This window comes from Flavobacteriales bacterium (assembly GCA_016716605.1).
Taxonomy (GTDB): Bacteria; Bacteroidota; Bacteroidia; order Flavobacteriales_F; family PHOS-HE28; genus PHOS-HE28.
In genome coordinates, this window is the sequence record JADJWA010000001.1 from 1,862,309 (window position 1) to 1,875,367 (window position 13,059).

Consider the following 13,059-nt stretch of genomic DNA (forward strand, 5'->3'; position numbering starts at 1 on the left):
TAGTACCGGGTTCAGCCGATGGCCGATCTCTTGACGAAGCGCGCCGACGATTACGCGCAATGGTACAATGACCTGGTGCTGAAGGCCGATCTGGCCGAGCACAGCGATGTGCGCGGTTGCATGGTGATCAAGCCCCACGGCTACGCCATCTGGGAGAAGATGCAGCGCGCCCTGGACGAAATGTTCAAGGCCACGGGGCACGTGAATGCCTATTTCCCGCTCTTCATCCCGAAGAGTTACCTCGCCAAGGAGGCCAGCCATATCGAAGGCTTCGCCAAGGAATGCGCCGTGGTGACCCATTACCGGCTGAAGAGCCACCCCGAGCTTGGTTTGGTGGTGGACCCTGAGGCGAAGCTGGAGGAGGAGCTCATCATCCGCCCTACGAGTGAGACCATCATCTGGAACTCCTACCGGGGCTGGATCAAGAGCTACCGCGACCTCCCACTGCTGATCAACCAGTGGGCGAACGTGGTTCGGTGGGAGATGCGCACGCGCCTGTTCCTGCGCACGGCCGAGTTCCTCTGGCAGGAAGGCCACACGGCCCACGCGACGAAGGCCGAGGCGGTGGAAGAGACCGAGCGCATGCTCGAAGTGTACCGGCGCTTCGCAGAGGAATGGCTGGCCATCCCGGTGATCAAGGGCATCAAGACCGCCAGTGAGCGCTTCGCAGGAGCTGAAGAGACCTATTGCATCGAAGCGATGATGCAGGATGGCAAGGCGCTGCAGGCGGGCACTTCGCACTTCCTCGGGCAGAATTTCGCCAAGGCCTTCGATGTGCTCTTCACCAATAAGGAGAACAGACAGGAGCACGTGTGGGCCACCAGCTGGGGCGTGAGCACCAGGCTGATGGGCGCACTGGTCATGACCCACAGCGACGACCACGGCCTGGTTCTTCCGCCGAAGTTGGCCCCGGTCCAAGTAGCCATCGTGCCCATCGCGAAGAACGCGGAGCAGATGGCGGCGCTGAAGGGGTACGCGGGCCCGGCCATCAGCGCGTTGCGCGCCAAGGGCATCACGGTGAAATTCGACGACGACGACACCAAGAAGCCAGGCTGGAAGTTCGCTGAGTACGAGTTCAAGGGGTATCCGGTCCGCATCGCCATTGGGCCGCGCGACATGGAGAACGGCACGGTAGAGGTGGCGCGACGCGACACGCTGGAGAAGCAGGTGATGCAGATCACTGACCTGGCGGACAAGGTGGAGCACCTGCTCGGCCACATCCAGGATAACCTCTTCCAGAAGGCGCTGGCCATGCGCGAGGCTGGCACGCGTGCGGTGAATACCTACGAAGAGTTCAAGGTTGAGATCGAGAAGGGCGGATTCCTGCTCGCGCATTGGGATGGCACACCCGAGACAGAAGCCCGCGTGAAGGAGGAGACCAAGGCCACTATCCGTTGCATCCCGCTCGATGCCGATGCCGCTCCGGGCCGTTGCGTGGTCACCGGCGCGCCGAGCGCCCGTCGGGTCATCTTCGCCAGAGCTTACTGACATGAGCCAGCGGAAGCCGACCTCCGATGCGTGTGAGCTGATCCTGGGATTGCTGCGGTCGAAGTCGTGCATGAAGCAGGACGTGTACCAGAGCACCATGGAGCTCTTCGAGATGATTAAGGAGCTTCTTCAGGAGATCGCAACGGAATTCGAGCCGATTGTGAAGGCGCATGATGAGCGGCTCATCGTCTCTTGCACCGACAAGGGAGCGCACGCGTGTGAACTTCGCGTAGCCGGCGATGTGATCATCTTCCACATGCACACCAACGTCTTCAAGCTCGACCAGAGCCACAGCCTTTGGAAGACCAGCTATCTCGAGGAGGACGAGCTTCGCGGGTACTTCGGCGTGGTGAACATGTACAACTTCCTCAGCGATTCCTTCCGTTACAACCGGGAGCGCGACATGGGCTACCTGGTGGCACGGCTCTTCCTCAATCGTGACAGGAAGTTCTTCGTGCAGGGCAAGCGCCAGCTGGGTTTCCTGTACGATGACCTCGCCGCAAATGACCTCGACCGCAAGCGCCTGAAGAATGTGCTGCTGTCCGTGGTGCTGTATGTGCTCGAATTCGACCTGCTCGCGCCGCCCTACGACCATATGAACCAGGTCACAGTGAGCGAGATGAACGAGCTCAACGCCAACCTGACCATCAGCACCGGCAAGCGGCTCGGGTTCCGTTTCCAGAGCGATGCGGACGACCTTACGTGAGCCGCCACGCGTGCTGGGAATCCCGATGCCGCCGACACGATCGAAGGTCCTCCTTCGATCCGCGCTGAGCGGCGTGATCATGGCCTTGGCCTGGCCTGCCATCGGCGGTTGGGCGCCGCTGGTCTTCGTGGCGTGGCTGCCCATGCTTCACGCTGAGCGATTGCACGATGCCCGCACTTCGGACCGCAAGCACGCATTCTATCCGTATGTGCTGCCCGGCCTCTTCCTGTGGAATGCGCTCACGACCTACTGGTTCTATCTGGTGAGCGAGCCGATGGCCACCAAGCTGATCAGCGTCGGCATCCCGGTGGTGGGCAACACGCTGCTGATGGGCATTCCGTGGTGGTTGAGCCGTGTGGTGAAGCGACGGCTCGGCGCGGCTTGGGGCAGGCTCATGCTTGTATTGGCCTGGCTCACCTATGAGCGTCTGCACCACGGTTGGGACCTGCAGTGGCCCTGGCTCTCCATCGGCAATGCTTTCGGGAACTGGCCGGCGCTCGTCCAGTGGTACGAGTACACGGGAGTCTTCGGCGGAACGCTGTGGGTCTGGGCCGTGTGCTTGGCGCTGGACGCCGCCATTGCGCGATGGGCGACCATGCGGCGGCAAGCCGTGCGCTTAGGTTCTGCCGTGATCTTGCTGAGCGCCGTTCCGATCGGTGTCTCGCGCTGGCTGGAGTTCGTGCGCATCCCGTTCCACGAGGGCGGCGGCATTGAGGTCGTGGTGGTGCAGCCCAACATCGACCCCTACAAGGAGAAGTTCGGTGGAGTGGATCCGCTGGAGCAATTGGATCAGATGCTCGCGCAAGCGGAAGAGCGCATCACCGAGAAGACGCGTTTGGTGGTGTTCCCCGAAACAGCTTTGCAGGAGAACGCCACGATGCACTTCACGGATCAGGGCATCGAATTCAACGGGCTCTGGGAGAATGATCTCGAAGGCTCGCGCAGCGTGCGGCGCATCCAGGCGTTCCAGCGTGCGCACCCGCAAGCGGCCATGCTCGTGGGCATGAGCAGCGATCGGTGGTTCGCGCCGCGGGATGAGCGGCCGGGCACCGCGAGGCCTATTCGCGGCAGCAACTACTGGTATGCAGCATACAACGCAGCACTATGGATGCCGGCGCAAGGCGCGATCGAGAGCTACCACAAGAGCAAGCTCGTGGCCGGCGTGGAACTGATGCCCTTTGAGGAGGTGCTCGGCCCGCTGGGCGATTTCGCGCTGGATCTCGGCGGCACCACCGGCAGCCTGGGCCAGCAGGAGGAACGCAGCGTGTTGCGCGATGCGTCGTCCGGCCTCGCCGTTGTTCCGGCTATCTGCTATGAATCGGTCTTCGGAGAGCACATCGCGGCGCACGTGCTCAATGGCGGTGAGTTGATCGCCGTGATGACCAACGACGGCTGGTGGGGCACCTCACCGGGCTACAAGCAGCACTTGGCCTTTTCTTCGCTCCGCGCGATTGAGACGCGCCGCACCATCGTGCGTTCAGCGAACACCGGCATCTCCTGCATCGTCGATGAACGAGGCCGCATCGCGCACGCAACGGACTGGTGGGTGCCCGCCGCTTTCCGCGCTCTGGTGCATCCCAATTCCGAGATCACCTTCTTCGTGCGCCACGGCGATCTGATCGGTCGTGCTGCAATGCTGCTCTGCGCCATGCTGTTGGCCTTCGCGCTGATCGGGCCGTTCGTAAGGTCACCGGTGGCCTAGCAGCACCTTCCGGGTCAGCAGCGCGTCACCGGCCAACACGCTCACCGTGTACAGGCCCACGGCGGCATCGTGCGGCAGGGCGATCTCATTCATGCCTTCGATGAGGCCGATGCTCCGCTGCTCCGCCACGAGCTTGCCCGCCGCGTCCGTCACCCGCAACGACGCCGGTTGGTCCTTTTGCGAAGCGATCAACAGGTTCAGGAGGCCGTCGCCGTCCCATGCATTCACCAAGGCGGTGGACCCATTGCCGCAACGCACGAATGCGGTCGGGCTCTCGGTCTTCGAGCCGTCGAGGTCAACCAGCTGCAGGCGGTAGTACGCCACGCCCAGCGGGCGCTCATCCAGGAACGTGTAATCAATCACGTTCGCGCTTTGACCAGCGGCCTGCACTTGTCCGATGGTGCTGTACGATTCGCCATCGCTGCTGCGCTCAATGACGAAGTGGCTGCTGCCGTGCTCGCTGGCCGTGGTCCACGAGAGGCGTACGCGGCCATCGTCGCAGTCCGCATCGAAACGCATGAGCTCAACCGGCAAGGGTTGCAGCAGGTTGCTCAGTGTCCACGAACGGAAGAAATCAGCCGGCGTGGCATTCACATCGGTCACCGAGTTCACGGCGCCAGCGGCGAAGGTGCCGGAAGGCCAATAATCGCCCCACCATTGCGGGCCGGGGTTGAAGCGTTGCGCGCCAACGGCCGTTGCGCCGGTGATCGCATTGCCGGTGCGCACATCGCCGGTTGCCGCGCCGGGATCGTAGGTGAAGCCCAAGCGGATGCTCGGCTTCGCGGAATACGCGAAGGCAGGTTCGGCGTAAGGGTCCACCAGCCAGAAGCGGTCAACCACGTTGTCGGAATTGTTCGATGGCGGGCCCACATACCAGTTGTGCATGTGCGTGACATCGCTGGGGCGGTATGTGTTGTTGTCCCAGTTGTTGCCCGCGATCGCACCGTAGTTGTAGGTGCTGAAGCAGATGCTGGCCTGCGCCTCGTTCGAGGCGCCTCCCAGGGCCTCATAGGTGAAGGGCATCTTCACTCCATTGGCCGTGGTGAAGGGGATGGTGTACACGCCGGTGCTGTTGCGGATCTGCCAGCGCAAACGGTTGAATTCCCCTTCGCTGCGCAGATTGCCGCCCGTGCCCAAGGTCTGTACGCCAACGGTGCCGGGTTCTTCAACCACCACCCAGGCGCCGTTATCGATCCGCAGCCAGGAGTTGTCGTTGAAGACGATGCGCGCTTGGCCGATCACCAAGGTCACATTCGCAGCGGTGGCTCCCAGTAGGGTGGCCCATCGGATGCTGGCGTGGTGTCGCATGGGCTCAGTTCAATGATAGCGGAAAGGTAGGCGGATCGGTGCTCTGATGGATGCGGGCCGATCCCATGGTGCACGGATCGGGTGAGCGGAGCCCCGATACCTTGGTCCCGTCGCCAGCACGCTGCGCTGCGGCGAACGAAGCATGCGCGAGCGCATCCCACTGCCTGCCGATTTCCGCTTCCATCCGGGTGCCCTGCCTGGGCATGACGTTTTCCTGTACCGAAGGGTTGCCGACCGCGGGCGTGCGGTGCTGGCTGTAGGCGTTCGCGAGGCCGGTGAGGAGCCGCGCTTTGATGCCGAAGGCCGAGCGGATGATTGGTGGTTCGGCCATCTGGCCTACGGGTACAAGGATCGGCTGGAAGCCCTGGCGAGCAGGTTCGATGATGGGATCGCTTGGCCATTGGCCCATTGGTTCGTGCCGCATTGGGTGTTCGAGTGGATGGATGGCGAATGCTGCCTGTCCACCTATGAGGAGGACCGTGAGGAGGGTCTCGCCTTCGCCGAATCGATGCGGGTGAGCATTGATGAACAAGCCGCTCCACCGGGGATCGAATGGGCGCCTTCAACGATTGAGGCGGAGCACCGCTCGCACGCGCAGGCCCTGCTGGGCCATATCCAGCGCGGCGACATCTACGAGGTGAATTACTGCGTCGCGCACGAAGCCATCGATCGTTCCTTCGATCCCTTCAATGCCTTCGATGCACTGCTCGCCCGCACCGATGCGCCGTACGCCGGTTTCTATCGCCTGGGCCACCGCTTTGCCTTGTGCTGCTCGCCGGAGCGCTTCGTCGCATTCAACGGCGATCGCATGACCGGTGAGCCGATGAAGGGCACGCGTCCGCGCGGCGCCGATGCGGAGCAGGATGCCCGTTTGCGCGACGAGTTGGCCAACGACCCCAAGGAGCGCAGCGAGAACGTGATGGCGGTGGATGTGATGCGCAACGATTTCTCTCGCGTTGCGGTGCCCGGCACGGTGCAGGTGCCTGAGCTCTTCGGCGTGCGCACGCATCCACGGGTGCATCAGCTCGTGAGCGTTGTCGAGGCTCGGAGCGCACCGGGCATCACGCCCTTCGATGCGGTGAAGGCCGCCTTCCCTCCGGCCAGCATGACCGGTGCCCCGAAGATCCGAGCCATGCAGCTGATCGATGCGCATGAAGCGCGTGCGCGCGGGCTCTATAGCGGCAGCCTCGGATTCTTCGCCCCGGACGGCACGGCAGACTTGAACGTTGTGATTCGCACGGTGCTCTTCAACAGCGCTACCGGCAGGCTATCCATCCCCACTGGAAGCGCGCTCACGGCGCAATGCGATCCGTATGCGGAGTGGCTTGAATGCTTGGTGAAGTTCAACAGCATCGCCGATGCCCTTTGACCTGACCGATTGCGTGGGGCGCTTCATCCGGAGAGAGCGCTTGTTGGCCCCCCGCGAGCCCTTGTTCGTAGCGGTGAGCGGCGGCATCGACAGCATGGTGCTGCTGCATGTGCTGCGCAAGCTGGGCCACGCCTGCAGTGTGCTGCATGTGAACCACGGACTGCGCGGCGCGGAGAGCGATGGCGATGAGGACTTCGTGCGCGCACATTGCGAGCAGGAGGGCATCGCGTTCCGCTCGGCGCGCGCCGATGTCCATGCGCTCAAGGCGGGAGAGCCGGTCTCCACCCAAATGGCCGCGCGCCAGCTCCGGTACAAGTGGATCGATGAGATAATGGGCCCTTGTGGGGCCATGCGCTGTGCCGTCGGCCATCATGCAGACGATGTGGTGGAGACCCTCTTCATCAACCTGCTCCGCGGTACGGGCCGCGGGGGCTGGGGCGCCATGGGCCCGAGGAGGGGCGACTACATCCGGCCGCTGCTGCTCGTTCACCGTGCCGACATCGAGGCCTATGCCCGTGAGCATGGCATCCAGTGGCGAGAGGATTCGAGCAACTCCAGCGAGCCGTACCAGCGCAACCGCATCCGCCATGAGCTCCTGCCGCTGCTCGAGTCCATCCGGCCTGGAGCGCAGCGCACCATCGCACGTTCAACGCGGCTGCTGCGGCATCTCACGCAATTGGGAGCCGAAGCCATTCATCGCTTCCACGACCAGAAGCCGGTTACCCGCGATTCCGTTCAGCGCATCCCGTTCTCATCGCTGGAAGCCGATGAGCACACCTGGATGTACCTGTACTCCACCCTTCGCGGGCTCGGCTTCCATCCTGACCTCGTTGACCGGGTGCAGGATGCCATCGCGGAACGCGTGACGGGCGCCACCTTCGAGAGTGGCGAGTGGCAGGTGCTCGTGGATCGCGAGGTGCTCATCGTGAAGCCGTTGGAGCCACCGCACAACTCATGGGTGCGGATCGATCTTCAAGCGGCCAACGGGCTGGCCAATGGATTCAGCTGGCGCGTGGAGAATGGCCCGCCAGCGGAATGGCCCGGTACCATGCGGGTGGCCGTGCTCGATGCCGATCGGCTGATCGATCCCGTGATCCTGCGCCCGTGGCGCCCGGGAGACCGCATACGTCCCATCGGCTTGGGGGGCAGCAAGCTCATCAGCGACATCTTGATCGACGCCAAGGTTCCAATGACCGAGAAGGATTCAACGCATGTGCTCGTGAACGGAACCGGCGAGATCGCGTGGCTCGTGGGCCACCGGATCGGCGAGGGCCACCAAGCAACCGGGCAGAGCACGCGGGTGCTGCGCATCGCGCTTTCAGCGGGTGCCTGAATTTCCACCGGCGCTTGCGCGGGCCAAGGATTCGGCTAACTTCACCCTTCCCAAAACCCAGGTGCCATGCCCCAGCATACCATGATCCCGAAGGAGCGCATCCCCTCGCTCCGCTTCCCGCGCCAAGCCGTGACCTTGAGCGCCGAGGAGCATCAGGAGATCCAACAGAAAATGGAATGGGCCACGCGCCTTGGCAACGTCGAGCATGGCAAATGCCGTATCGTATTCCAGGATGATGAGGGCGTGAAGGCCGTGGAGACCACCATCTGGGCCTACGACCAGCAGAACATCGTGCTGAAGTACGGCATGATCATCCCCGTGTCGCGCGTGGTGAGCATCGAGTTCCCTTCGTGAACAATCATTAACGGATCGCTAGAAAGGCAGGATCCCTATGATCCGACCGGAAGGCCGTGCCGCACGGTGCGTGGCCCCGGTTAATTTTGCCCGCCTGCTCGCATGATCACGCTCCTGCTGTTGCTCAGCCCATTCCTCCCGAGCGAACCATCGAGTCCGGTGAGATGGAAGTTCGCGGCTACGGCCGCTGGCGGTGGAATGGTTCACATCGAGCTGCGCACCGTTGTAGAGGATGGCTGGCACATTTACGCCACCGCCTTGCCCAGCGACGAAGGCCCTTTGGCCACAAGCATCCGGTTCAAGCCTTCCGACGAGTTCACGCTGCATGGTGAGCTCTCGGAACCGGAGCCGATTGAAATGTTCGATCCCAACTTCGGCATGCTGGTGCGCTACCACGATGGATCACCCGTCTTTGAGCAGGTGATCAAACCCGCCCGACCGGGTGCGCTCCTGGTCGAGGGTGAAGTGGAGTACATGGTGTGCAACGACAAGACCTGTTTGCCGCCCGTGGTGGTGCCATTCAGGCTGAATGTTGAAACGATGCGACGATGAGAACGATTGCCGGATCCGTGCTCGTGCTGCTTGCTGTTATGATGGCAGTGCCTGTCGCAGCGCAGTTGAATGAAGAAGCCGAGTTCGATCCCGTCCAATGGACCATGAGCTCGAAGGAGCTCGGTAACGGCGAGTGGCAGATCGGATTTCACGCCACGGTGGCCAAGGGTTCGTGGATCTATTCGCAGGATGCGGGTGACATGGGGCCTTTGCCAACCCTCATCGTCTTGGATTCGGTCGGGGGCGTGAAGCCGTTGGGCCAAGCCGATGAAGACGGCCCTGAGGTGGTCGATGGCATGGATCCGGTCTTCGGCGTGCCGGTGAAGAAGTTCAAGCAGGGCGCCAACTTCCTCCAGCGCATTGCGGCCAGCGATGCGGAGAAACCGGTGACGGGGTACTTCGAGTACATGGCCTGCAATGATGTGCGCTGCACCCCACCGATCGTGCGGTACTTCATCATCGGCCTTGCCACGGGCACCTATGAGCTCGGCGATGTCTCCTTTGATCCCAACGATCCCAAGTTCGCCGGTCTCGCCACGCGCAGCGACGCCGCAGGCCTCAAGCTGCCCAACGTTGATCTCGCGAACCCCGTAGTGCGCGATGCGGCCGCAAGGGTCGAAGAGAAGAATTCGCTGCTGTGGATCTTCATGCTCGGCTTCATCGGCGGACTCGTGGCGCTGCTCACGCCCTGTGTATTCCCCATGATCCCGCTCACGGTGAGCTTCTTCACCAAGAGCAGCAGCGATCGCGCCACCGGATTGAAGAACGCTCTCACTTATGGCGGCTTCATCTTCCTGATCTACCTGCTCTTCAGCGTGCCCTTCCATCTGCTGGGCAGCGTGAATCCGGAGATCTTCAACGAGATCAGCACCAACCCCTGGCTCAACATCGGATTCTTCGTCATCTTCATCGTCTTCGCCATCTCCTTCTTCGGCTATTTCGAGATCACCCTGCCCAGCAGCTGGGTGAACAAGATGGATAGCAACGCCAGCAAATTCGGCGGCCTCATTGGCACCTTCTTCATGGCGCTCACGCTCGCGCTCGTATCCTTCAGCTGTACGGGCCCGATCCTGGGCTCCTTGCTGGCGGGCGCGCTCACGGCCGATGGCGGCGCATGGCAGCTCACCGTGGGCATGGGCGGTTTCGGCTTCGCGCTCGCATTGCCTTTCGGCTTGTTCGCGCTCTTCCCCGGATGGCTGAATAGCCTGCCCCGCAGCGGCAGTTGGCTCAACAGCGTGAAGGTGGTGCTCGGCTTCGTGGAGGTGGCGCTCGCCTTCAAGTTTCTCAGCATGGCCGATCTCGTGATGAAGTGGGGCCTCATCCCCTACGAGCTTTTCCTCGCCATCTGGGTCATCTGCGGAATCGGCATCGTGCTCTACCTCTTCGGCAGGATCCGCTTCCCGCACGACAGCCCCGTGAAGGGTTATTCGCCCATGCGCATCTTCTTCATCAGCACCTTCGGCCTCTTCACCGTGTATATGGCCATGGGCTTCCGCTACGACGATAAGTCGCATACCTGGGCGCCTGTTGGCCTGCTCAGCGGCATTTCGCCATCACCGGGCTACAGCTGGGTCTTCGCCACTGAATGCCCGGCCGGACTCACTTGCTACCACGACCTGGAAAGCGGTATGGATGAGGCCAAGAAGTCGGGCAAACCGCTCCTGATTGACTTCACCGGTCATGGCTGCGCGAATTGCCGCAAGATGGAGGACTACGTGTGGCCCGTGGCGGAGATCAACCGCACCATCAATGAGCGTTACGTCCTGGTCTCCCTGTACGTGGACGAGAAAGCCGAGCTGCCAAAGGATGAGCAGTTCATCTTCGAGACCAGCAATGGCACCAAGAAGCCCATCCTCACCGTGGGGAACAAGTGGGCCACATTGCAGACCGAGAACTTCAAGAGCGCCACGCAGCCGCTTTATGCGCTGTTGAGCCCCGATGGCAAGTTGCTTACCGATCCCGTGGGCTACACGCCTGCGGTCGATGAGTACAAGGCTTTCCTGGATCGAGGGCTGCAAGGCATGCAGGTGCTGGGGCAGCAGGCGGGCAGGTAGCAGGTTGTCCGCGGGGATGACGCATCTTCGCCGTGATGACCGCCGATCGCATACGTTCCCATTTCACCGAGGCCGCCGACGTGCTCGCGCGCTTCCTGGCCGACCCCGCCAACATCGCCGCGGTGGAGCAGGCCGCCGCCTTCATGAGCTATTGCCTGAAACAGGGCGCCAAGGTGATGAGCTGCGGCAATGGAGGCAGCATGTGCGATGCGATGCACTTCGCCGAGGAACTCACCGGCCGCTTCCGCGATGATCGTCCGCCCATCGCCGCCCTCAGCATCAGCGACCCCTGCCACCTCACCTGCGTGGGCAACGATCACGGCTTCGAGCAGGTCTTCGCGCGCTTCGTGCAGGCCCACGGCAAAGAGGGCGATGTGCTGCTGGCCATCAGCACCAGCGGCAACAGCCCCAATGTGCTCCGCGCCGCCGAAGCGGCCCGCGAGAAAGGCATGCACGTGATCGGCCTTACCGGAAAGGATGGCGGCAAGCTGGCATCGCTCTGCACCGTAGAGGTACGCGTGCCCCACGATGGCTTCGCTGATCGCATCCAAGAGGTGCATATCAAGGTTATCCACGCATTCATTGATCACATCGAACGCGACTTGGCCGAGCCGGCGCGCAAGGACCGTTACTGATATGCTCGTCAAGGTATACGGAGCCGCCGTCTTCGGCATCAACGCCACCATCGTCACCGCCGAGGTGAACGTGGAGACGGGCGCCTTCTTCCAGCTGGTGGGCCTGCCCGATAGCGCCGTGAAGGAGAGCCAGCAGCGCATGGATGCCGCGCTGCGGAACAACGGGTTGTATGCACCGAGGGGGAAGGGCGTTACGATCAACCTCGCGCCCGCCGATATCCGCAAGGAGGGCACTGCTTACGATCTGCCGCTCGCCATGGGCCTCTTGTGCGCCACGGAGCAAGCGCCCGCCGATTTGCTGGAGACGCACTTGGTGATGGGCGAACTGAGCCTCGATGGCGGCGTTCGCCCGATCAAGGGAGCGTTGCCGATCGCGCTCGAAGCGAAGAAGAACGGATTCAAGGGCCTCATCCTGCCCGCAGCGAATGCACGCGAGGCGGCGATCGTCACCGGCCTCGATGTGTATGGCGTGGAGCACCTGCGCGAAGTGGTGGACCTCTTGCATGGTCGAAGCAGCGTGCAACCCACGGTGGTGAACATCGAAGAGGAATTCGCCAACAGCAGCCGCAGCTACCCGGTTGACATTGCCGATGTGAAAGGGCAGGAGAACATCAAGCGCGCCTTCGAGATCGCGGCGGCAGGCGGTCACAACATCATCCTCATCGGTCCACCGGGCGCTGGTAAGACCATGCTCGCCAAGCGCCTGCCCACCATCCTCCCGCCGCTCACCATCGATGAGGCGCTGGAGACCACCAAGATCCACAGCGTGGCCGGAAAGCTGCGCAAGGAGGACAGCCTCTTGAGCGTTCGCCCGTACCGCAGCCCGCACCATACCATCAGCGATGTGGCGCTCGTAGGCGGTGGCTCCTTCCCGCAGCCGGGTGAGATCAGCCTGGCGCACAACGGCGTGCTCTTCCTCGATGAGCTGCCCGAGTTCAAGCGACAGGTATTGGAGGTGCTTCGGCAGCCGCTGGAGGATCGCGTGGTCACCATCAGCCGCGCGCGCTTCTCGGTGGAGTACCCGGCCAGCTTCATGCTGGTGGCGGCGATGAATCCGTGCCCCTGCGGCTACTACAACCATCCGGACAAGGATTGCGTGTGCGCGCCGGGCGTTGTGCAGAAGTACCTCAACAAGGTGAGCGGCCCGTTGCTCGACCGCATCGACATCCACATCGAGGTCACGCCCGTTCCCTTCAGCGAGCTCAGCGCGGAACGCCCGAGCGAGAAGAGCGCCGTGATGCGGGAGCGCGTGATCGCAGCAAGGCAGGTGCAGCAGGATCGTTACGCAGGAAAGAAAATCCATTGCAACGCGCAGATGGGCAGCAAGGAGCTCCGCGAGATCTGCCGCATCGATGCCGCCGGAAAAGCACTGCTCGAGAAAGCCATGGAGCGCCTCGGCCTCAGCGCCCGGGCCTACGACCGCATCTTGAAAGTAGCCCGCACCATCGCCGACATGGCCGGCAGCGCGGACATCCGCACGGAGCACCTGGCGGAGGCCATCCAGTACCGGAGTTTGGACCGGGAAGGCTGGGCGGGGTGATGGTTTGGTTGGCGATTC

12 protein-coding genes are annotated in these 13,059 nt (G+C 62.7%); 10 read left to right on the forward strand and 2 right to left on the reverse strand.

Annotated features, from left to right (window positions below; translation table 11 throughout):
- Positions 1-18: 18 nt before the first annotated feature.
- From IPM12_07465 to lnt, 3 genes are read left to right on the forward strand one after another with little or no spacing between them, the layout of a single operon-like run.
- Positions 19-1,488: a proline--tRNA ligase gene (locus IPM12_07465; protein MBK9147638.1), complete on the forward strand. Its 1,470-nt coding sequence runs from the start codon at positions 19-21 to the stop codon at positions 1,486-1,488.
- Between the two features lies 1 nt (position 1,489).
- Positions 1,490-2,194 (forward strand): hypothetical protein, encoded by a 705-nt coding sequence (locus IPM12_07470; GenBank protein ID MBK9147639.1) that lies wholly within the window; start codon positions 1,490-1,492, stop codon positions 2,192-2,194.
- Positions 2,175-3,896, forward strand: a complete 1,722-nt coding sequence (gene lnt / locus IPM12_07475) for an apolipoprotein N-acyltransferase (GenBank protein ID MBK9147640.1) — start codon at positions 2,175-2,177, stop codon at positions 3,894-3,896. Before IPM12_07470 ends, lnt begins: the two co-directional genes overlap by 20 nt.
- On the opposite strand, the gene IPM12_07480 is transcribed toward lnt, so the two are convergent.
- Positions 3,882-5,204 carry a hypothetical protein gene (locus IPM12_07480; GenBank protein ID MBK9147641.1) on the reverse strand — a complete coding sequence of 441 codons (1,323 nt, stop codon included), beginning with the start codon at positions 5,202-5,204 and terminating at the stop codon, positions 3,882-3,884. The genes lnt and IPM12_07480 overlap by 15 nt on opposite strands.
- Positions 5,205-5,208: 4 nt before the next feature.
- The gene (locus tag IPM12_07485) at positions 5,209-5,535 is read right to left on the reverse strand and encodes a hypothetical protein (GenBank protein ID MBK9147642.1); all 327 of its coding nucleotides are present in this window, start codon (positions 5,533-5,535) and stop codon (positions 5,209-5,211) included.
- A 69-nt stretch (positions 5,536-5,604) separates the two neighbouring features.
- On the opposite strand from IPM12_07485, the gene IPM12_07490 reads away from it, so the two are divergent.
- The 7 genes from IPM12_07490 to IPM12_07520 all read left to right on the forward strand — a co-directional run bounded on the left by IPM12_07490 (position 5,605) and on the right by IPM12_07520 (position 13,041).
- Positions 5,605-6,573 carry an anthranilate synthase component I family protein gene (locus IPM12_07490; protein ID MBK9147643.1) on the forward strand — a complete coding sequence of 323 codons (969 nt, stop codon included), beginning with the start codon at positions 5,605-5,607 and terminating at the stop codon, positions 6,571-6,573.
- Positions 6,563-7,906, forward strand: coding sequence for a tRNA lysidine(34) synthetase TilS (gene tilS / locus IPM12_07495; protein MBK9147644.1), 1,344 nt, complete (start codon positions 6,563-6,565; stop codon positions 7,904-7,906). Before IPM12_07490 ends, tilS begins: the two co-directional genes overlap by 11 nt.
- A 66-nt stretch (positions 7,907-7,972) precedes the next feature.
- Positions 7,973-8,260 carry a hypothetical protein gene (locus IPM12_07500; GenBank protein MBK9147645.1) on the forward strand — a complete coding sequence of 96 codons (288 nt, stop codon included), beginning with the start codon at positions 7,973-7,975 and terminating at the stop codon, positions 8,258-8,260.
- 102 nt (positions 8,261-8,362) lie between these two features.
- The gene (locus IPM12_07505; GenBank protein MBK9147646.1) at positions 8,363-8,812 is read left to right on the forward strand and encodes a hypothetical protein; all 450 of its coding nucleotides are present in this window, start codon (positions 8,363-8,365) and stop codon (positions 8,810-8,812) included.
- A 104-nt stretch (positions 8,813-8,916) separates the two neighbouring features.
- Positions 8,917-10,866, forward strand: a complete 1,950-nt coding sequence (locus IPM12_07510) for a thioredoxin family protein (protein MBK9147647.1) — start codon at positions 8,917-8,919, stop codon at positions 10,864-10,866.
- 35 nt (positions 10,867-10,901) lie between these two features.
- Positions 10,902-11,501, forward strand: a complete 600-nt coding sequence (gene lpcA / locus IPM12_07515; GenBank protein MBK9147648.1) for a D-sedoheptulose 7-phosphate isomerase — start codon at positions 10,902-10,904, stop codon at positions 11,499-11,501.
- A gap of 1 nt (position 11,502) precedes the next feature.
- Positions 11,503-13,041, forward strand: a complete 1,539-nt coding sequence (locus IPM12_07520; protein MBK9147649.1) for a YifB family Mg chelatase-like AAA ATPase — start codon at positions 11,503-11,505, stop codon at positions 13,039-13,041.
- Positions 13,042-13,059: the final 18 nt, after the last annotated feature.